The organism is Flavobacterium limnophilum, from assembly GCF_027111315.2.
Lineage (GTDB): Bacteria > Bacteroidota > Bacteroidia > Flavobacteriales > Flavobacteriaceae > Flavobacterium > Flavobacterium limnophilum.
In genome coordinates, this window is record NZ_CP114289.2 from 2,863,280 (window position 1) to 2,884,561 (window position 21,282).

The window sequence follows — 21,282 nt, forward strand, 5'->3', positions numbered from 1 at the left end:
ACGATAAACAAAAAAAAAGCCCCAACCGGGGCTTTTTCAATATATAAAAATCAAGCTTATTTGCTCAAATACATTTTTCTTCTGGAGTACAATTCGTAGAATTGGTCGTCTTTCAAATCGTCAATAAACAAGATACTTTCTCCTGTTGATTTCATTTCTGGCCCCAATGCTTTGTTCACGTTTTGGAACTTGCTGAAAGAGAAAACCGGTTGTTTGATGGCATATCCTTTCAATTGTGGATTGAAATCAAAATCGGTTACTTTCTTTTCGCCCAACATTACTTTCGTAGCATAGTTTACGTAAGGCTCTCCGTAAGCTTTCGCAATAAACGGAACCGTGCGAGACGCTCTAGGATTGGCTTCGATGATATAAACCGTATCGTCTTTAATCGCAAACTGGATATTGATTAAACCAACTGTTTTTAAAGCTCTCGCGATTTTCTCAGTATGATCTTTTATTTGTTGCATCACGAATTCACCCAAGTTAAACGGTGGCAAAGTCGCATTACTGTCTCCCGAGTGAACTCCACAAGGCTCGATATGCTCCATAATTCCTATGATGTACACATTGCCGTCAGCATCACAAATCGCATCGGCTTCGGCTTCGATTGCTCCTGCCAAATAATGGTCTAACAGCAATTTATTGCCTGGTATCGATTTCAACAAGTTGATAACGTGTTCTTCCAATTCTTTTTTGTTGATCACGATTTTCATTCCCTGACCACCCAATACATAAGAAGGACGAATCAATAAAGGAAAGTCTAAAGTATCCGCCAAAGCTGAAGCTTCGTCAGCCGTTTCGGCAATTCCGAATTGTGGGAAAGGAATATGCAATTCCGTCAACAAATCAGAGAAACGGCCCCTGTCTTCAGCTAAATCCAAAGCATCAAAACTGGTTCCTATGATTTTAATTCCGTATTTAGACAGTTTTTCGGCCAATTTCAAGGCAGTTTGTCCACCCAATTGCACGATTACACCTTCCGGTTTTTCGTGTTGGATAATGTCGTAAATATGCTCCCAAAATACGGGCTCGAAATACAATTTGTCGGCCGTGTCAAAATCAGTCGAAACTGTTTCTGGATTACAGTTGATCATTATCGTTTCATAACCACATTCTTTGGCAGCCAAAACCCCGTGAACACAAGAATAATCAAACTCGATTCCTTGTCCAATTCTATTTGGTCCTGAACCCAAGACAACTATTTTCTTTTTATCGGTTACGATACTTTCGTTGTGAACATAACGCTCACCATTGGCTTTTTCGATTTCAGCCTCGAAAGTGGAGTAATAATATGGTGTTTTTGCGGTGAATTCCGCAGCACAAGTATCCACCAATTTAAACACACGATTGATGTTCATTTCTGAACGCAAGTTGTAAACTTCACTTTCCTTGGAGTTCATCATATGAGCAATTTGTCTGTCGGCAAAACCTTTTTGTTTCGCTTCCAACAACAATTCTCTTGGCAAAGTGGCTACAGTATAGTTGGAAATTTCTTTTTCTAAAACATAAAGTTCTTCATATTGTTTCAAGAACCACATATCGATTTTGGTGATTTCGTGAATGCGACTCAATGGAATTCCCATCGCGATGGCATCATAAATCACGAAAACACGATCCCAACTTGCAAAAGTCAGTTTCTCGATAATTTGTTCATAGTTGGTGTAACCTTTTCCATCGGCTCCCAATCCATTTCTTTTGATTTCCAAAGATTGTGTGGCTTTGTGCAAGGCTTCTTGGAACGAACGTCCAATTCCCATTACTTCCCCAACGGATTTCATTTGAAGTCCCAAAGTTCTGTCGGCTCCTTCAAATTTATCGAAGTTCCAACGTGGTATTTTCACGATTACATAATCCAAAGTCGGCTCGAACAAAGCAGAAGTTGATTTGGTGATTTGGTTTTGCAATTCATCTAGGTTGTAACCCAAAGCCAGTTTAGAAGCAATTTTTGCAATTGGATAACCTGTCGCTTTCGATGCCAAAGCCGATGAACGAGACACACGAGGATTGATTTCAATCGCCACAATATCTTCCTTTTCGTCTGGTGAAACGGCAAACTGCACGTTACAACCTCCGGCAAAATTTCCGATGCTTCTCATCATCAAGATCGCCATGTCACGCAATTTTTGGAAAGTCGTGTCAGACAAGGTCATCGCAGGCGCAACAGTAATCGAATCTCCAGTGTGGATTCCCATTGGATCCATATTTTCGATAGAACAGATAATCACGACGTTGTCGTTTTTATCTCTCAACAACTCTAATTCATATTCTTTCCAACCGATTAAAGCTTTGTCAATCAAAACTTCGTGAATTGGTGACATTTCTAATCCATAAGTTAGCTTTTCGTCAAATTCTTCTTTAGTATGCACGAATGCTGCTCCAGTTCCTCCCAAAGTAAACGAAGGACGAATTACCAATGGAAATCCAAATTCCTGCGCAATTTCTTTTCCTTCCAAGAAAGAAGTAGCTGTTTTAGCTGGTGCAGTAGGAACTCCAATTTTTGCCAAAAGCTGTTTGAATTGCTCCCTGTCTTCGGTAATATTGATGGCATTTACATCCACTCCAATCATTCGAACCCCAAAATCTTGCCAAATTCCTTTTTCGTCTGCCTCTAAACACAAGTTCAAAGCAGTTTGCCCACCCATTGTTGGCAAAACAGCATCAATTTGCGGATGTGCTTTCAGGATTTCAATAATGGATTTGGTGGTCAATGGTTTCAAATAAATATGATCGGCCATAGATGGGTCGGTCATAATAGTTGCAGGATTCGAGTTAATCAAGATAACCTCAATTCCTTCTTCGCGTATGGAACGTGCCGATTGGGAACCTGCATAATCAAATTCGCAAGCTTGACCAATCACGATTGGACCTGAACCTATAATTAAAACCGATTTTATGGAGTTGTCTTTTGGCATTGTGTTGTTTTTGGTGTTTATTTTTTACTCAAAGCTGAAGATTTCAAGTCAGTTGAACTAGTTTAAATCTTGAACTTCAAACATTTTTAATGACAAGGTATAAAAAAAGGCGATACTAATAACAGTAACGCCTTTATGTATGTTTATAAAAACATTATTTTTTATGTCTAGGTTCGCTAGATACAGTCAATTTGTGTCTTCCTTTCGCTCTACGACGAGCTAGGACTTTTCTTCCATTTGCAGAAGCCATTCTGTCCATAAATCCGTGCTTATTTCTTCTTTTTCTTTTCGATGGTTGAAACGTTCTTTTGCTCATTGCTTTGTATCTTTAAAAAATGTATTTAATTGTCTTTGGTAGTTTTGAATTCTGTTATTCTAAAACCGAGTGCAAATATACAAAGACTTTTATTTCTGGCAAGTGGTTTTATAATTTTTTTTTTAATTCCTTTTACTATCTTTGCTATCATAAATTTACACACTATGTTTCCTAAAATTATTAAACTTATTCTCGCTGGACTTATCATCATTACTGGCATTTGGCAATTTACTGAATCCAATATTGGTAATGGAATCTTCCTTATATTATTGTCCGCCATTCCTATTTTTCTTTATTACAAAAACGAATTTATATTATTGGCCTTCCTAAAACTAAGAAAACAAGATTTCGAAGGTGCCAAAAAATGGTTGGCTTACATCAAAAACCCGGAAACGGCTTTGGTAAGAAAACAACAAGGCTACTTCAATTATTTGCACGGAATTATGCTTTCGCAAACAAACATCAATCAATCCGAGAAATATTTCAAGAAAGCGATTGAATTGGGATTGTCAATGGATATGGATTTGGCCGTAGCCAAATTAAATCTTGCCGGAGTGGCCATGACCCGCAGAAGAAAACTCGAAGCCACTACTTTACTGAACGAAGCCAAAAAATTGGACAAACAGAATATGTTGGCAGACCAAATCAAGATGATGAAGGATCAGATGAAAAAAATATAACCCTCAACCCAACCTGTCATTGTGAGTAACGAAGCAATCCAAAGAGGAGGAAAACAAAAAGACGAAAAGGCGATTAGAAACAACTAATCGCCTTTTTTTTCTTTTATTCCAATATAATTCGAGGCAAGTTTTCGTTCAACCACTTGTATTTGGTTAGAATCATGATATGCGTCCCTCCTTTTACCACGACACAATTCTTGATATGCTTTATCGGAAAAACGGCGTCGGCATCCCCGTGAATATGAATCACTTTTCGATCCTCTTCTATTCTATTCCACAAAACCATTTGTTCTATGGCCCAATCCAAATAGACCTTTTCACGCATCGACATGTATTTTTGATACAACCGGAGTCGTTGTTTGATTAGATTTCCAAAAGACAATTTCACTAACGACTCTATGTTTTGAAACAAACTCGTAGGCATCAATTTATAGGCTTTGGTGGTCTTGGCTATTTTCATTGGAAGCGGCAGTTCCAAATTTGATTTGATGCTGGATATAATAATCAATTTCCTCAAATCAAGGAATTGCGCCATTTCTTGAACCAGGACTCCACCAAAAGAAACCCCAATCAAAACAGCCTTTTCTTGTTTTACCAATTTTGCCATTCTTTCAGCATAGTTCAACAAAGTTTCATTGTCCAAAGGAATTTCCCAATCCAGCAAATGGATTTCAAAAGTGGATTCAGGCAATTTAATGTTTTCAAAAATCAATGAATTGGCCGCCAAACCAGGCATCATATAAACCGGGATTTTATTCATTTTTACAAGTTTTAATACTGTCTTCGCGGCAACAACTATTTATTGCCACGAAATTTGTATAAAATTAATTTTTTTATTGGAACAACTTCAATTCCAAACCGACATTAACAATAAATCAAGACACGAGAACTATCGAAAGCAGATTTACAAGCCAAAGACATTCCAACCATGACTATTCCCCGACAAAGAACACTTTAGACAAAGATAGGCCTGAAAATCATTTGATATTGAAAATCAAATCAATATCTTTACAAATCTTATCATTCCTTAAGACAAAACCAACCGATTTTAATCCCATTTGAAATTAAAATCAATTCTGAATCAAAAACACTTTTGATCGAAACGCCAATAAAATAAAACAAATTATTATGGATGCTGCAGTCATTATTGAAATCAAGGACAATACTTTTGCCAGACAATTTGAAACCATTACCGAAAAAGGATTGGTCACGGTGGAATATTCTTTTCAGGAGAAAAAAATTTTTTTGACAAAACTCAATGTCCCGGATTTATTTGACGACGAAGAATTCATTTCTAATTTGCTCAAGGAAATCATGACACTCGCCATCGAAAGAAAACTAAAAGTGGTTCCCATTCTTCCCAAAATCGTTCTTTTCTTCAAAAAGAATCCAGTTTACAAGGAGTTGCTTCCTCCGGGAATTCGAATATAAAAAAGGGCTGTTTCGCCAAGAAACAGCCCTTTTTTATTTAAACACATCGGATTATCTTCTTCCGCCTCCGCCACGCATTCCGCCACCACTACGACCGCCGCCACTATAGCCTCCACCACTTCGACCACCTCCATAAGAGGAAGATGATGGGCGAGAATAACTTGAGGAACCCGAAGAGGAACGATTAGACGCTGTTGTTGATGGACTAGTAGGCCTTGTTGATCCTGAAGTCGATGGGCGTGTTGAAGCCGATGGACTTGTTGGTCTTGTTGAAGTAGAAGGACGTGTTGATGGACTATTTAAATTACCTGCAGAAGGCTTATTGGCACCGCCAGCACCAGTACTCGGTCTATTTCCACTAGTATTCGATGGCCTACTTCCAACATTCGTATAATTACCTTTAGCTTTATTGTTTGCCACGGTATTAGAAGTATTTCTGGTTTTATTATAATTATTGTAGTTATTTGTGTTATGAATCACGGTCGTGTTGCCATAGCCATAACCGCCACCATGGTAATAATAATTATTATGACGATAAATACCAACCGCCATTACCGTAAATGCTGCAAAATAGGGAGGATAATATCCATAATAATAAGGAGGATAATACGGCACGTAAGCTGGAGAATACACATACTGAACAATTGGCGCAGATTGAACTACTACTGTAGTTGTTGAAGCCGGAATATCCACAGTAACGGGATTTTCGCCTGTATATCCCGGATTGGCAGTAACTCCAGTTCCTGTAGCTTTTGGCTCGACAATATAATTTTTACCATATAATTCTTCGTCACCCACAATTTGCATCGTGACCTTCTTGTTTTTGTCTTTTGACACCAAAATGACTGCTACATCTTGAGTTTCCGTTTTACTAACTGCATCTTGAAGCACAAAGGAAAAATCATCACCATCTTTCTTGGTGGTTACTTTGATAAAATCAACTTTTTTATCATTATCCAAATCAAGATTGTTGATTTTTGAATTTTCTAAATTTAAAGATTTCTCAAAGTCTTCAATAGTTTTTGACTTTTGAAAAAGATCCAATACGGCATAAAGATCAAGGTTGTCACCAGGCAAACCCAATGTCCCCGTGTCATCGCCGGTTTGCGAAAAAACAGGCAAACTCAACAAACTTGTTAATAATATAGCTATTAATAAAAAAGGATTTTTCATATTTTATCTGAATTTTTATACTCTAGTTAATAAATTGTAAGGCTAATTTACAAAAAAAATGTTTCTACCGCTCAATCTCTCTCGAGTTTTCTATTTTTTTACGTACCAGAAAACCGGCAATATCTTCAAAATATCCCTTAACTCTCTTGTTTCCAAATTCGATAAATTTTCTGATTTCAATAATAACTTACGATTTGCAAAACATTAAACTATAGCAATTCAGCGAAAGAAACACCAAGCCCTAAAACAGTCTGACTATAATTATAATCAATCAATTTTCAAAAGCAGGAAAACCTATAATTCTATTCCAACTTCAGGTAAGTGTTTCTGTTCTTCCATTGGATTGATGATTAAAGAAAGTCAAACCATCTTACCATCAAGGCCCAAAATTTAAAAATTTGCCGGAAAATTTCTGCAAGTATTTAAAAAGAGCCAGCCTCGATTTATTTCTCTAAAATACACAAAGAAAAACGATTGGGTTTTGGCCAAGAAATACTTGCAAACTAAAACAAATTGTCCTAAAAACGGAACAGCAATAAAAAAAGAATATTCTTAAAAATATTCTTTTTTTTACTAAATTAGCCGTAGAATCCACCTATTTTTTTCCTAAAAAAAATAAAATTAATTTCCGATGAATAAGAAAATCCTATATATAATCGCTTTTTGTTTTTCTATTTCTAATTCATTTTCACAAATTGTCGTATCGACCTCCCTCGAGGAAGCAATTCACAAAGCATTAATCAAAAGTAGTTCCATCAAAAACAAACAACTTGAAATCGAAAAATTGCAACTGCAAGAAAAAGGAGTATGGAACAAATACATCCCCAGAATTGAAGCCAATGCAGAATATATGTATTTTGACAACAAACTTTCGGTCAACCTTCCTGCTTCTTCCTTAATTCCAATTCCCGGCGCTCCTGTTTTTGACGGCTCCACCTCTTTCGATAATTATGGCAATATTTTCAACGCAGGTATCTTGGCCAAAACCATCTTATTTAGTGGTTTTCAAATAGAAAATGGAGCCAAAGCCATAAACGAAAAAACCAAGGGAACCGAATTTTTAAAAGAATCGGAAAAAGACGAAATCATCAAAGAAGTGATCCATACATTCGATCAATTATCGCTTTTGACCGCCATCGAAAAGCTCATAAACGACAGCAGCATTCGATTGGAAACCGAAACAAAACGGGTAACCAAAGCTATTGAGCAAGGATTGGCCATTCCTTACGACAGAGATAAAATCAAGTTAGCCACTTTAGAATTAGATTCCAAAAAAATTGAATTAGAAGGTAAAAGAAAACTGGTCTATAAAAAAATAAACTATTTAACGGGATACAATCCCACAGAAATAGATCAGGTAAGCTATTCCCTGGTTCCCTACATCATAACAGATCAAAATTTAAACACCGAAAACAAACAGGAAATCAAGGCATTAGAATCCTATAAATCCGCTTATGAATTTTTATTAAAAAAGGAAAAAGGAACCTATTTGCCAACAGTAGGCGCTTTTGGCGGAGTGACTTACACTAGTTTATTCGACGCAAAAGCAACCACCCAAGTAATTACAGGAATAAACCAAGCCTTGTATTTGGGATTAAATGACCTTACCATAAGCAACAACTGGATTGTTGGCGCAGGACTGAAATGGGAAATTTTTGCAGGTTTTGAAAGAGAACACAAAATACACGAAGCCAAAATCAATATTGAACAAGTACAAAATCAATTGGATGATACCAAAGAAAAGCTGGCTTTATTGCTAGAAAACAACTATGTGAATTATACGGTTTTAAATAAAAAACTGGACATTACGGTACAGCAAGACAAAGTAGCTTCCAATAATTTGAAGTTGGCAGTCAAACAATACAAAGAAGGACTTATAACTATTTCAGAACGGTTAGAAGCAGAAAATGATTCCTTTAAAAGTGCTGTGGCCAAAGTAAACACGATAATCGAACAACGATTAGCGGTCATAGAAACTATTATTGCGACAGGAGAATTATCCAAAAAATTAGACAAATAATTAAAACAGTTTCTGTTTTTTATCATTAATTCAATACCATTCCATAAAAAAGTCAAACCTAAATACTATGAAAAAAACAATCCTACTACTGTCTGTTTTATTTTTACTTATCAGTTGCGGTAAAGCCAAAAACAAGGCCATTTTACAAGGAAAAGTAGAAAACGAACAAATTGCCATTGTCAGTAAGATTCCCGGCAAAATTGTTCAATTATTAGTAAAGGAAGGGGATTTTGTAAAGAAAGGAGATACACTTGCCATTCTTGACATTCCCGAAGTGGACGCCAAAAAAAGTCAGGCTGAAGGTGCTGTAATTAGTGCAAAAGCACAATATTCTATGGCGGTAAAAGGAGCAACCGAAAATCAATTGAAACAGTTGGAAGCCAAAAAAATGGGTTTAAAAGAGCAATATGAATTTGCCAAAAAATCCATCAACAGATTGAGCAATATGCTCAAAGATTCCTTGGTATCGCAACAAACTTTTGATGAAACTTTTGCCAAATACCAAGGAGCCCAAGCCCAGTACAATGCCGTCTTGGCCGAAATTGACGAGGCCAGAAAAGGAGCCCGAATCGAACAACAAACGATGGCTTTAGGCCAGCAAGACCGGGCTTATGGCGCTTTGCAAGAAGTAGAAACGGCTAATAAAGAACGCTATGTTATCGCGCCACAAGATATGAGTATCGAAACCATAACTCTCAATTTAGGTGAACTAGCTTTGCCAGGTTACACTTTATTCAATGGTTACATCAGCAACAGTACTTATTTTCGATTTACGATTCCGGAGAGCCAGCTTTCCAGTTTGAAAAAAGGACAAGAAATCAGTGTTGGCATTCCTAATTCCGATAAAAAAATAAAAGGAAAAATCACCATTATAAAACAATTGGGAGCTTACGGAAACATTGCCACTGCTTATCCTGATTATGAATTACAAGAAAGCTTGTTCGAACTGAGAATTTCCCCTTTAGACCTCGATGAAGCAAAAGATTTAATTACCAAAACGACCGTAACTTTATCTTTATAATTATGCAAAATTTCTTTTCCTTATTAAAAAGAGAGTTTCAAATATTTTGGCAAAATGAAATCTTAAGAGTGCTGTTTATAGGGGGACCTATTTTATATGCCGTATTATTAGGATATGTGTACAGTAAAGGAAAAGCGACTGACTTAGCCATTATCGTGGTCGATATGGATCAATCTGAAATGAGCGCCAAAGCCATCGAAATGTTTAATGACGACGAAGTTTTAAACATAAAAAGGGTGTTATTCGACAAAAACAATCTTTCTAAAATTGCCATAGATAATGATGCCAACTGTATTGTTATTATCCCAAAATATTTTCAAAAAAATGTATTGACCAAACGGTATCCAGAAATTGTAACCTTCGTTAATACAGCCAATATCCTAACCGCTAATTTTTGTTCGAATGCCATTCAAGTGTGTCTAGGCACTTTAAAAGTGGGCGTTCAAATGGAAACTTTGCGCAAACAAGGAATTCCGGAAAAACTACTAGCATCAGAATATGAGCCCTTCAAAACTACATTTATCAAAAAAAACAATCGCAGCAGTAATTATTTGTATTATTTATGGCCAGGCGTTTTGGCCGCCGTTTTGCAACAAGTAATTTTATTGGCACTAGCCTTATCATTTGCCTCTGAATTTGAAAACGGGACTTTTAAAGTTTTAGTTGACGAATCGCCTTCCATTATAAGAATGATGAGCATAAAAATCATTCCGTATCTAATGATGAGTTTTGGTGTTTGGCTACTCTATTGGATGTTTACTTTTTACTTCCGAATACCTTTTTTCGAGAATTTATGGCAGCTCACCTTTGTTGCGGGAATATTTGTATTGTCTGTTTCTTTCATCGGAATATTGGTAAGCATCATAATTCCAAACCAGCTGAAAGCGACCGAAATTTTGATGGTCATTGCCACACCCAGTTTTATTTTAAGCGGTTTCAGTTGGCCACTGAGTCAAATGCCAGGTTGGATTCAAGGCATTGCCAATGTGATTCCGTTAACGCATTTTTTGACAGCCTTCAGGATATTAATAATCGAAAATGGCACGCTGTCGCAAACCAGTGATTCCATTTGGAATATGATTATAATAGGAATCGTTTGTGCTATTTTGGCCTATATCGCTTTGTATTTTAAGAAAAAAGAAGTTTTAAAAAACTCATAAAACAAAAAGGCAAGAGAAATAAAACTCTTGCCTTTACTATAGAATTTGACCGAAAAATCTACTTCTCGATTTCTCTCAAATTCTCCATTTTTTTGTGTGCCAAGAAACCGGCAATATCTTCAAAATGCTCTTTTACTCGCTTGTTTCCAAATTCGAAAACTTTTGTCGCCAATCCATCCAAGAAATCCCTGTCGTGCGAAACCAAAATTAAGGTTCCGTCAAAATCACGCAGCGCCTCTTTGATGATGTCTTTGGTTTTCATGTCCAAATGGTTCGAAGGCTCATCGAGAATCAATAAGTTAACGGGTTCCAACAATAATTTTATCATCGCCAGACGCGTTTTCTCGCCACCGGAAAGCACTTTCACTTTTTTGGTAATATCATCACCGTGAAACATGAAGGCACCCAAAATATTCTTGATTTGGGTTCTGACATCACCCACGGCAATAGCATCGATGGTTTCAAAAATCGTGGCATTTTCATCCAATAAAGCGGCCTGGTTTTGGGCAAAATAACCAATTTGCGAATTGTGTCCCACTTCCACTGAACCTGTGTCAACGCCTATTTCTTTCATTATGGCTTTAATCATCGTGGATTTTCCTTCCCCATTTTTACCCACGAAAGCTACTTTCTGGCATCTTTCAATCACGATATTGGCATCTTTGAAAACCACGTGATCGCCATACGATTTCGACATTTCTTTTACAATCACGGGATATTGTCCTGAACGGGCAGCTGGTGGAAATTTCAGTTTCAAAGCCGAAGTATCTACTTCATCCACCTCGACAATAACCAATTTTTCCAACATTTTTACGCGCGATTGAACCGCATCTGTTTTCGAAAAAGTTCCACGAAATCTATCAATAAATGCCTGATTGTCTGCAATGAATTTTTGTTGCTCGTCGTAGGCTTTTTGCTGGTGAATTCTTCGGTCTTTTCTCAATTCCAAATAATGGGAATATTTGGCTTTGTAGTCATAGATTCGCCCCATCGTCACTTCAATGGTACGATTGGTAATATTATCGACAAATGCTCTATCGTGTGAAATCACCACAACCGCTTTGGCAGCATTAATCAAGAAATCTTCCAGCCATTGAATACTCTCGATATCCATGTGATTGGTTGGCTCGTCCAGCAAAATCAAGTCTGGTTTTCGCAAAAGGATTTTAGCCAATTCGATTCGCATTCTCCATCCTCCAGAAAATTCAGAAGTTTGACGACCAAAATCTTCACGTTCGAAACCCAAACCTGTTAATATTTTTTCTACTTCGGCTTCATAATTCACTTCTTCGATGGCATAAAATTTCTCGCTCAAGTCCGAAACTCTTTCGATCAATTTCATATAAGCGTCACTTTCATAATCGGTGCGAATGGTCAATTGCTCGTTGATTTCGTCGATTTCGGCTTTCATGCTGAAGATTTCTCCAAAAGCTTTGGATGTTTCCTCCATAACCGTTGCGCCATCCGTGGTCAATAAATGCTGAGGCAAATAAGCAATAACCGCTTCTTTTGGTGCCGAAATATTTCCTGTCGAAGGTTTGCTTTGACCTGCAATAATCTTCAAAAGCGTTGATTTTCCAGCCCCGTTTTTACCCATAAGGGCAATTTTGTCATTCTCGTTGATGGCAAAAGAAACGTCGCTAAATAAAGTGGTTCCGCCAAATTGAACGGAGATATCGTTAACTGTAATCATTTTATTGTTGATTTGTTTGTTCGGTTAATCGTTTAATCGATTAGCGGTTTTTTTGAAAGTTGCAAAGATAGATTAATTGAGGAATTGGACAATTTTAGGAATACAGAATTAGTTTCATAAATCAATTACTCCAAAATCTTTTTCAATTCTTCCTGAAAATCTGAGTTTTCATTCATACCCAAATGATCTTGGTCTTCTAAAATAAAAAATTTATCTGTTGATTTCAGGAGTTTTTGCAATCGAATTGAATTATCACAAGAAATCACTTGGTCTTTATTTCCGTGAAAGATATAAATTGGTGATTTTACTTTTACGATATATTTATTGGTTTCAAATTTAAACTTCTTCAAAAAGTCAGGAACAAAAGGAACTCTTCCGCTTGAAAATTCAATAAAATTATAATAAGGCGCTTGCAAAATTAGTTTTTCAGGATTTTCAACTGATGCCAAATAGGCTGCCAATCCAGTTCCGATGGAATACCCAATTATTACAACTTTATTCCTATCATACCTTGTCATCAATTTGTTATACGTAAAAGTTAAATCTTGAAAAACTTGCTCTTGACTCTCTATTTCTCCTTCACTTTTTCCAAAACCTCTATAATCCAAAATAAAAATATCATATCCTAAATCCGTATAATTTTTAGCCACAGAACCCCAAGTATCAAGTGATCCTGCGTTTCCGTGAAGATAAAAGACTAATCCTTTTGGATTTAGCGTTTTGAATAACAATCCATTTAATTTTTTATTATCAAATGAAGGAATGTTTAATTCTTCAAAATTCTGGTTGAATTCAAATTTATAATCATTGGGAAGTTTATTGGCAATAAAAATCAGTTCTCCCTGATTGCAATAAACATAACTAACATAAAGCAAATAAATTACTCCAAAAAATGCAAAAAGTGACAATATTATAAATCGGAACGTTTGCATCATTCTTTAACCCAAAATAAATCGCCTCACCACTTCGGCGACACCGTGATCATTGTTGGAAGCCACGACAACATCGCCAAATTCCCTTAATTCGGCATCGACATTGTCAACCCAAACACCCAATCCGGCATATTGCACCATCGTCAAGTCGTTTCCGGCATTTCCAATGGCGATGATTTCGCTTTGATGGATATTTAGTTTTTCGGCTACAATTTGAACGGCTGCTCCTTTGTCCACGCCGTTTGGTGCCGCTTCCAAGAAAAAAGGTTTCGACATGCAAACACTTAAATCGGGCATCGCGTTTTTCAATATTGGCTCCACCGTTTTAAGATATGTCGGTTCTTCCAGCAACAAACATTTCACTGCCGAAGTGGTCACAAAATTTTTAAAGCTTGGTACAATTATATGTTCCAAACCTGTAATTGTACTTTCAATATCGATATATTCTGAACTCGTTTCGCTGATAATTTTCCCGTCTAAATACGTAATGATGTGCGTATTGTTTTCCTTACTGAAATCGTAAATAGAATGGATTTGTTCTTTGGTCAACGAATGCTCAAATAGCACTTCGTCTTCTTTCAGGTCAGTAATTGTAGAACCATTAAAAGAAATCATATAGGAATTATTGACGTCGCATTGCAATTCTTTGGCATATTCAATCATCGCCGAAGTGGGTCTGCCCGAAGCCAAAACCACGTAAACACCCATTTCCTGGGCTTTAAGAAGCATTTCTTTATTCTCGTTTGATATTTCGTGGTCGTCGGTCAACAAAGTGTCGTCCATATCGACCACCAGCATTTTATATTTCATTGTTTTGTTTTTCATTATTTTAAACAAAAATTCCTCTTGTTTATTTTTTAAGTTTTATTGGATTCTGACGAGTGTCAAAAATTTGAAGAATGCGAATTTCTGTTTTGGAATGGATTTTATAAACAATTTTATAATTCCTGACAATCATTCTTCGGTAAGGTTCACCCAAAAATTCATCTACTTGGTATTGCTCGACAAAATGAATATCTTTGCTTTGGGCTACAATATCTCTTATAACATTTTTCGCCCCTTGAAGTGATTTTAATTTAATAAATTCAAAGATTAGCTTCAAATCCGCTTTCGCTTGATTATCCCAAAGTATCTTAATTGGCTTTTGCATATTACCAATTCTCGATTTCTTTTTCTAAGTCTTCAATTGTAGTATATTTTCCCGAAGAAATTCTTTCGTCGGCTTCTTTAACCATATTGACGTATTCTTCTTTATCAACTGGATAACCACTTATGGTGTGAGCAACAACTTCTTTATCCAAAACAGATTTAAGTGCAATAATTTTCTTTAGCTTACTTTCATCATTAATATGAAGCAACCAATCCATCAATTCTATTTTTCTTGCATCTATATCCATCTTGCCGAAATATTTGAATAACAAATATACAAATTTTAAATACTCAACCGGAATTCCTCGATTACGGGATTTGCCTTTGCAAAATCGGTTTCCTGGATAAACAATTCAACTGCTTGTCCAGAATTTCCGAATCCTGCCAATCTCGCCGATTGAATATTATTTTTCAAAACCGTTTCCACCCCTGCTTCTTCAATTTTTCCCTGCAAAGCCAAAGCCAAAACCTCGCTTCCAGAAAACACCTTCATTAATCCCATAATTTTGTTTATTGTTTGTTGTTTTGATTGCAATATTCTTCTTTACAATTATTAAAACTGAATACTGCGACTAAATACTTATTACTCCTCTTCTTGATCGTCTTCGTCCTCTTCTAAATCTTCATCTTCTTCAAAATCCTCGTCTTCATCATCCTCGCCTTCCTCAAAATCGAATTCAAAAGGCTCCACCAACATTTTGTCGGCCAAGATTTCCATTCTTTCCGTGAAGACATCCGAGAAAATAATGCGCTGGGTTTTGGCAATGCTGTTTGAAATACGCATAATTTTGATCTCGTGACGCAACTTCAAAATAGGATCGGCATCATCCAGAATAAACATTCGCAATCGATTCACGTTGTATCCTGCTGTACTGAATAAATCGTTCAATTTGTTGGGAGTACCAATCAAAACATCGATTCCTGTGGAAATATAATTCTTGTCATAATCTGTATCGCCTTTGTCGTGAACACCATATACTTCCAAACCTGAATTTTTTCCGTATTTTTCAAAAAGTGCTACCATTTCCAATACCTTGGTTTTATCCTCCACAATAATCAAGGCACGAGGCGATTCTTCGGTGGCTCCAGCCAATTTCTGGATCACGTTGATGACTATTGTCGTTGTTTTTCCGCTTCCATTCGGTGCAATGACGATACAATCGGCACCACTTTTCAGGGTCGAAAATGTTTCTTGCTGCATCTCGTTGGCTTCGGTCAAACCGTTTTCAACAAGGTTTTCTTGCAGGTTTTCGTTTATTTTTTTTAGTTTCATTTGTTATGATTGAAATATTAAAAAATCGAAAATTGAAAGATTTATTGTTTTTATTAACCTTTCAATTTTTCAATCATTAAATCATTAAATTTATTTTGAAGCAAACAATTGCACGTCGCTTTCCGATATTTCGTTTCCACCCAGGATAATCAATCGTTCCACCACGTTTCTGAGTTCGCGGATGTTTCCCGTCCAATCATATTCTTGCAACAATTTTACCGCTTCTTTGGAGAAATGCTTTACCGCAGTTCCTTGTTCGGAAGCAATTTTTTCGGCAAAATGCGAAATCAACAACGGAATATCATCTCTTCTTTCATTCAACGAAGGAACATTTATCAAGATTACTGCCAATCGATGGTACAAATCCTCGCGGAATCGTCCTTCGGCAATTTCTTTTTTCAGGTCTTTGTTGGTGGCTGCAATGACACGAACATCGACTTTGATGTCTTTGTCTGCACCGACTCTGGTAATCATGTTTTCCTGTAAAGCTCTTAACACTTTGGCTTGGGCCGAAAGACTCATATCACCAATTTCATCCAGAAAAATGGTTCCTTTATCTGCCGCTTCAAATTTTCCGGCTCGATCTTTCACTGCCGAGGTAAAGGCGCCTTTCACGTGACCAAACAGTTCGCTTTCTATCAATTCGCTTGGAATCGCGGCACAGTTTACTTCGACTAACGGGAAACTGGCTCTTTGGCTTTTTTCGTGCAATTGATGGGCAACCAACTCTTTTCCGGTTCCGTTGGGCCCCGTGATTAAAACCCTGGCTTCGGTTTGTGCCACCTTTTCAATCATCAGTTTGATTCGATTGATGGGTTCGCTTTCGCCAATCATTTCGTAGTTCTTGCTGACTTTTTTCTTCAGGATTTTATTCTCGACCACCAATTGTTTTTTGTCCAGGGCATTGCGAACAGTGTTCAACAACCGATTCAAATCTGGTGGTTTCGAAATGTAATCGAAAGCACCCAAACGCATCGTTTGGATAGCGGTTTCCATGTCGCCGTGACCGGAAATCATGACCATCGGAATTTCGGGTTTTATTTTTTTGACGGCTTCCAATACTTCCACACCGTCCATTTTGGGCATCTTGATGTCGCACAAAACGAGGTCGTAGTCGTTGTTTTTAATTTTCTCCAAACCTGCGACACCATCTTCGGCATCTTCTACAATATAAGTATCACTTTCTTCTGAAAGTATTTTGGCCAACACTCTTCGAATAGCAGCTTCGTCTTCTATGATAAGTATTTTACTCATTTGTTTTTGGGGTTAATTACTTATTCGTTTAACCGATTAATCAGTTAAACAATTAAACTTCTATTAATATTTCAACCATTTATACAATTCTTTCCATGTAGGTTTTTTGCCGTACATCAATATTCCTACTCGGTATATTTTGGATGCAAACCAAACCACGAAAAAGAAGGTTGCAAATAGTATGGTAACGGAAACGGCAATTTGCCACCAAGGCACGCCAAACGGAATTCGCATCAGCATCACGATGGGCGACGTAAGAGGAATCATCGAAAATACGGTGGCAATTGTCCCGTGTGGATCGTTGATGACGGTAAAAAATCCGATGTAAACTGCCAAAACCAACGGCATTATTATTGGCAAAAGAAACTGTTGCGAATCGGTTTCACTGTCCACCGCAGCCCCAATGGCAGCATAAAACGAACTGTACAAAAAATAGCCTCCAATGAAATAAATCACGAAGCTAAAAAGGATTGTGGCAATGGGCAATCCCCATAATTCACTAATATACATTTGTGCCATTCCTGCAAATTCTTGATGAGCTTCTTTGACTATCGAAGGCGGAATTTTTGCCGCCGGACTGGCATCGATACCGAAAAATGTGGAAGCAGCCACCATTAATACTAATCCGAGAATGGCCCAAATAAAGAATTGCAGTAATCCGGCCAAGGATGTTCCTATAATTTTTCCCATCATCAACTGGAACGGTTTTACCGAGGAAATAATGATTTCGACAATGCGATTGGTTTTTTCTTCGATAACGCTGCGCATGACCATGTTGCCATAAATAATGATGAACATCATGATGAGATACCCGAATGCGCCTCCAATGGCAATCTTGATCTCGTTGAGCCCTTTTAAACTTTGCTCTCCCGATGCTTTGGTCAGGCTTATGTTGACTTTGGCTTGGGCATTTTGTATCGCCAAAGTGTCCAGTTTGGCTTTCTCGAAGTTGTTCTTGGTTAGTTTTTTGGCAACTATGTCTTGGAGGTTTTCGATAAATGAAATACTGGGACTTTCGTTGGAGATAAATTGGATTTTGTTTTCCAAATCTTTGTCTTTGTCCACTTTTGGAATATAAAGAAGTCCTTCGTAACTCTCGCTGGTGATGCTGTCTTTCAAGAATTTAACATCAATCATGGACAAATCATGATAAACATATTCCCCGTTCTTGCCGTTCAGTGCCTTGAATTCATTGACGAACAAACCGGTTTCGTCGTTGATGGCCACCCGTTTTGTATCGGCTTTCATCGTACTCAAATACCCCACAAATGCCGCTATTCCAACAAAAAGAAATGGACTCAAAAAGGTCATTACAATAAATGATTTATTGCGCACTTTGGCTACAAATTCTCTTTTTATTATTAGTGATATGATGCTCATTTCTTGATTTGGGATTTAGGATTTTTTGAATTAGGATTTACCTAAAAAATTACTTTCGCTTACTGTTTGTATAAAAATATCGGTGACACTCGGGATTTTTTCCATAAAATGGGTTACTTGTCCTCTTTGAACCAGAATGTTGAGCAATTCGTTTGGAACTGCATTTCCGAGTTGGATTTCAAGTTTTAATTCGTTGTTGAGCGATTTGAAATTGGTTTGACCCACCTTGAATTTCTGGGTAATGTCATACATCAATCCTTCCACATTGTCTGACAGGATGCCAACTTCAAAACTATTGGTCCTGAATTGACGTTTTACGTCGTCAAGCCTTCCTTCGATTAATTTATTCGATTTGTGAATCAAGGCAATATGGTCGCACAATTCTTCAACGCTTTCCATTCGATGCGTGGAGAAAATGATGGTGGAACCTTGTTTTTGCAATTCCAGGATTTCATCTTTGATAATATTGGCATTCACGGGGTCAAAACCAGAAAAAGGTTCGTCAAAAATCAGCAATTTGGGTTTGTGCAAAACGCAAACCACGAACTGCACTTTTTGTGCCATTCCCTTGGAAAGTTCGTGTATTTTCTTGTTCCACCACCCTTGAATTTCCAATCTTTCGAACCAATATTCCAGTTGTATTTTGGCTTCAGCTTTGGAGAGTCCTTTCATTTGGGCCAAATACAGGCATTGCTCTCCCACTTTCATGGTCTTGTACAAACCGCGTTCTTCGGGTAAATAACCAATATATTGAACGTGTTCTCGACTTAATTTTTCACCATTAAAAATAATCTCGCCACTATCGGGCATCGTAATTTGGTTGATGATTCGGATAAGGGATGTTTTTCCGGCTCCATTGGGGCCAAGAAGCCCGTAAATACTTCCTTTGGGAATCGTTAGTGAAACTTCATTAAGCGCAACATAATCACCGTATTTCTTGACTACATTTTTTACTTCAAGTAAGTTGCCCATGCTATTTTTTTGGTTTATTTCAATTGTCGGTCTTTATGACCTTGGGTTGGTAAAAATAGTTAAATCGTGATAATAAGCTGTTAAATAAAATAAAAAATCCCATCCCTGAATTGCAGGGATGGGAAAATTTTTTATAATTCAAAACTACGAGAACATGTCTTTTACTTTTTCGAAAAAGGATTTGTCACTTTTTTCCGGATTGGGAACAAAATTATCGTCTTCCAAATTTTTCTCGAAAAACTGTTTTTGCTCTTTGTTGAGCGTTTTTGGTGTCCAAACATTGACGTGAACCAACAAATCGCCGGTTCCATAACCGTTGATGCTTGGAATTCCTTTTCCTTTGAGTCGAAGAATTTTTCCGGATTGAATTCCTTCTTCCAATTTGATTCTCACTTTTCCGTTTACGGCTTCAATGTCTTTCGAGATTCCGAGAACCGCTTCGGCAAAACTGATATACAAATCATAATGCAAGTTTTCACCTTCACGTTTCAAGAATTCGTGTTCGATTTCCTCGATGGCCACGATTAAATCTCCCGGAACGCTGTTTCCCGGCGCATCGTTTCCTTTGTTGGAAACTTTCAATTGCATTCCGTCCACAACTCCTGCGGGGATTTTTATGGTTACCGTTTCGTCTTCCAGAATCATCCCTTGAGAATCGGCTTCGGATGGTTTTTTGTCCAATATCTGGCCTGAACCTCCACAAGTGGGACAAGTGGATGCAGATTGCATACGACCCAAAATCGTGTTCGTCACGCGCATTACTTGACCTTGACCGTTACAGGTCGAACAGGTTTTATAAGAAACGCCCGGTGCTTGAACTTTACGTTTTACTTTTACTTTTTTCTCGACACCATTGGCAATTTCTTCCAATGTCAGTTTCACTTTGATGCGAAGGTTGCTTCCTTTCACGCGACGGGAACCGCCTCCGCCTCCGCCAAAACCACCGCCTCCACCGAAAGCGCTTCCGAAGATGTCGCCAAATTGGCTGAAAATGTCATCCATGTTCATGCCGCCATGATGACCGCCACCAAAACCTCCCGAACCATCAAAAGCTTGATGACCGTATTGATCGTATTTCGCTTTTTTCTGAGGATCGCTGAGTACTTCGTAGGCTTCGGCAGCCAATTTGAATTTCTCTTCTGCCTCGGCATTGCCCGGATTTTTGTCAGGATGGAACTCGAGTGCTTTTTTCCTGTATGCTTTTTTGATTTCGGCAGCATCGGCATTTTTGGAAATGCCCAGTATTTCGTAAAAATCTTTTTTCATTTTCAATTAAGGATTTAGGAATTGGGATTTTCGAAATTAGTTTCCGATTACAACTTTTGGAAAACGAATAATTTTATCTCCCAATTTATATCCTTTTTCTATGACATCAACGACTTTTCCTTTCATGTTTGGAGCGGGAATCTGTGTGATTGCTTCGGCAAAGTCGGCATCAAAAGCGTCACCGGCCTTAACCGGAACTTCTTCCAATCCTTTGGAAACAAGGGTACTCTTTAGCTTTTCTTGGATAAGCTCCACTCCTTGAATCAAAACATTGTCATCCGTTTTTTTTATTTCTGTCAATGCTCTGTCAAAATCATCCAAAACCGGAAGTAACGCTAACAACACATCTTGGTTGGCAGTTTTGAACAACTCGATGCGCTCTTTGGCAGTTCTTCTTTTGAAATTTTCAAATTCGGCGAACAACCTCAAAAACTTGTCCTTTTCAGAAGCCAAATCTTGAGATAGTTGCTCTTCTCTTGATATTTCTTCTACTCTTTCTTCGATTCCTGAATCTAGAGTATCAGAATCAATTTCATTGTTTTCAATTGGCGTTTGATCAACAATTTCGTCATTTATCGTATTTTCGGTCGTCATCCTTGTATTATTTTTAAAAAAATTTTTAAACATCTTTTTTATTCTTTTCAGTTGAT

General features: G+C 37.4%; 21 protein-coding genes. 5 read left to right on the forward strand and 16 right to left on the reverse strand.

Going from position 1 to position 21,282, the window contains the following annotated elements:
• Nucleotides 1–56: 56 nt before the first annotated feature.
• Nucleotides 57–2,912, reverse strand: coding sequence for a carbamoyl-phosphate synthase large subunit (gene carB / locus OZP13_RS12030; protein ID WP_281297286.1), 2,856 nt, complete (start codon nt 2,910–2,912; stop codon nt 57–59).
• Between the two features lie 154 nt (nt 2,913–3,066).
• On the reverse strand, nt 3,067–3,228 hold the full coding sequence (gene rpmH / locus OZP13_RS12035) for a 50S ribosomal protein L34 (RefSeq protein WP_008464848.1): 162 nt from the start codon (nt 3,226–3,228) through the stop codon (nt 3,067–3,069).
• Nucleotides 3,229–3,392: 164 nt separating this feature from the next.
• Between rpmH and OZP13_RS12040 the strand changes: the two genes are divergently transcribed.
• Complete coding sequence (locus OZP13_RS12040; protein WP_269240384.1) at nt 3,393–3,908, forward strand: DUF2892 domain-containing protein; 516 nt, start codon at nt 3,393–3,395, stop codon at nt 3,906–3,908.
• Between the two features lie 103 nt (nt 3,909–4,011).
• Here the strand turns inward: OZP13_RS12040 and OZP13_RS12045 are convergent, their stop codons facing one another.
• Complete coding sequence (locus OZP13_RS12045; RefSeq protein ID WP_269240385.1) at nt 4,012–4,668, reverse strand: alpha/beta hydrolase family protein; 657 nt, start codon at nt 4,666–4,668, stop codon at nt 4,012–4,014.
• 386 nt (nt 4,669–5,054) lie between these two features.
• On the opposite strand from OZP13_RS12045, the gene OZP13_RS12050 reads away from it, so the two are divergent.
• Nucleotides 5,055–5,339 (forward strand): GNAT family N-acetyltransferase, encoded by a 285-nt coding sequence (locus OZP13_RS12050; RefSeq protein WP_432419479.1) that lies wholly within the window; start codon nt 5,055–5,057, stop codon nt 5,337–5,339.
• Nucleotides 5,340–5,390: 51 nt separating this feature from the next.
• Here OZP13_RS12050 and OZP13_RS12055 read toward each other — a convergent pair whose 3' ends face one another.
• Complete coding sequence (locus tag OZP13_RS12055) at nt 5,391–6,512, reverse strand: hypothetical protein (RefSeq protein ID WP_269240386.1); 1,122 nt, start codon at nt 6,510–6,512, stop codon at nt 5,391–5,393.
• A gap of 631 nt (nt 6,513–7,143) precedes the next feature.
• Between OZP13_RS12055 and OZP13_RS12060 the strand changes: the two genes are divergently transcribed.
• The 3 genes from OZP13_RS12060 to OZP13_RS12070 all read left to right on the forward strand — a co-directional run bounded on the left by OZP13_RS12060 (nt 7,144) and on the right by OZP13_RS12070 (nt 10,713).
• Nucleotides 7,144–8,532 carry a TolC family protein gene (locus tag OZP13_RS12060; RefSeq protein WP_269240387.1) on the forward strand — a complete coding sequence of 463 codons (1,389 nt, stop codon included), beginning with the start codon at nt 7,144–7,146 and terminating at the stop codon, nt 8,530–8,532.
• A gap of 67 nt (nt 8,533–8,599) precedes the next feature.
• On the forward strand, nt 8,600–9,553 hold the full coding sequence (locus OZP13_RS12065; RefSeq protein ID WP_281297288.1) for an HlyD family secretion protein: 954 nt from the start codon (nt 8,600–8,602) through the stop codon (nt 9,551–9,553).
• 2 nt (nt 9,554–9,555) lie between these two features.
• On the forward strand, nt 9,556–10,713 hold the full coding sequence (locus OZP13_RS12070) for an ABC transporter permease (RefSeq protein ID WP_269240388.1): 1,158 nt from the start codon (nt 9,556–9,558) through the stop codon (nt 10,711–10,713).
• A 58-nt stretch (nt 10,714–10,771) separates the two neighbouring features.
• Here the strand turns inward: OZP13_RS12070 and OZP13_RS12075 are convergent, their stop codons facing one another.
• The 12 genes from OZP13_RS12075 to OZP13_RS12130 form a co-directional block, all read right to left on the reverse strand.
• Nucleotides 10,772–12,406 (reverse strand): ABC-F family ATP-binding cassette domain-containing protein, encoded by a 1,635-nt coding sequence (locus OZP13_RS12075; RefSeq protein WP_281297289.1) that lies wholly within the window; start codon nt 12,404–12,406, stop codon nt 10,772–10,774.
• Nucleotides 12,407–12,531: 125 nt separating this feature from the next.
• Nucleotides 12,532–13,341 (reverse strand): alpha/beta hydrolase, encoded by an 810-nt coding sequence (locus tag OZP13_RS12080; RefSeq protein WP_269240389.1) that lies wholly within the window; start codon nt 13,339–13,341, stop codon nt 12,532–12,534.
• 3 nt (nt 13,342–13,344) lie between these two features.
• The gene (locus OZP13_RS12085; RefSeq protein WP_269240390.1) at nt 13,345–14,163 is read right to left on the reverse strand and encodes a Cof-type HAD-IIB family hydrolase; all 819 of its coding nucleotides are present in this window, start codon (nt 14,161–14,163) and stop codon (nt 13,345–13,347) included.
• Between the two features lie 25 nt (nt 14,164–14,188).
• On the reverse strand, nt 14,189–14,488 hold the full coding sequence (locus tag OZP13_RS12090; RefSeq protein ID WP_269240391.1) for a type II toxin-antitoxin system RelE/ParE family toxin: 300 nt from the start codon (nt 14,486–14,488) through the stop codon (nt 14,189–14,191).
• 1 nt (nt 14,489) lies between these two features.
• On the reverse strand, nt 14,490–14,759 hold the full coding sequence (locus OZP13_RS12095; protein WP_281297290.1) for a hypothetical protein: 270 nt from the start codon (nt 14,757–14,759) through the stop codon (nt 14,490–14,492).
• 11 nt (nt 14,760–14,770) lie between these two features.
• On the reverse strand, nt 14,771–14,989 hold the full coding sequence (locus OZP13_RS12100) for a putative signal transducing protein (protein WP_269240393.1): 219 nt from the start codon (nt 14,987–14,989) through the stop codon (nt 14,771–14,773).
• An 81-nt stretch (nt 14,990–15,070) separates the two neighbouring features.
• Nucleotides 15,071–15,760: a DEAD/DEAH box helicase gene (locus tag OZP13_RS12105; RefSeq protein ID WP_269240394.1), complete on the reverse strand. Its 690-nt coding sequence runs from the start codon at nt 15,758–15,760 to the stop codon at nt 15,071–15,073.
• Nucleotides 15,761–15,850: 90 nt separating this feature from the next.
• The gene (locus OZP13_RS12110) at nt 15,851–17,014 is read right to left on the reverse strand and encodes a sigma-54-dependent transcriptional regulator (protein WP_281297291.1); all 1,164 of its coding nucleotides are present in this window, start codon (nt 17,012–17,014) and stop codon (nt 15,851–15,853) included.
• 63 nt (nt 17,015–17,077) lie between these two features.
• Complete coding sequence (locus tag OZP13_RS12115) at nt 17,078–18,394, reverse strand: ABC transporter permease (RefSeq protein ID WP_281297292.1); 1,317 nt, start codon at nt 18,392–18,394, stop codon at nt 17,078–17,080.
• A gap of 30 nt (nt 18,395–18,424) precedes the next feature.
• Nucleotides 18,425–19,366 carry an ABC transporter ATP-binding protein gene (locus OZP13_RS12120; RefSeq protein WP_281297293.1) on the reverse strand — a complete coding sequence of 314 codons (942 nt, stop codon included), beginning with the start codon at nt 19,364–19,366 and terminating at the stop codon, nt 18,425–18,427.
• Nucleotides 19,367–19,510: 144 nt separating this feature from the next.
• Entirely contained in the window at nt 19,511–20,632 is a 1,122-nt protein-coding gene (gene dnaJ / locus OZP13_RS12125) for a molecular chaperone DnaJ (RefSeq protein WP_281297294.1), read from the reverse strand.
• A 36-nt stretch (nt 20,633–20,668) separates the two neighbouring features.
• Nucleotides 20,669–21,226, reverse strand: a complete 558-nt coding sequence (locus OZP13_RS12130) for a nucleotide exchange factor GrpE (protein ID WP_281297295.1) — start codon at nt 21,224–21,226, stop codon at nt 20,669–20,671.
• Nucleotides 21,227–21,282: the final 56 nt, after the last annotated feature.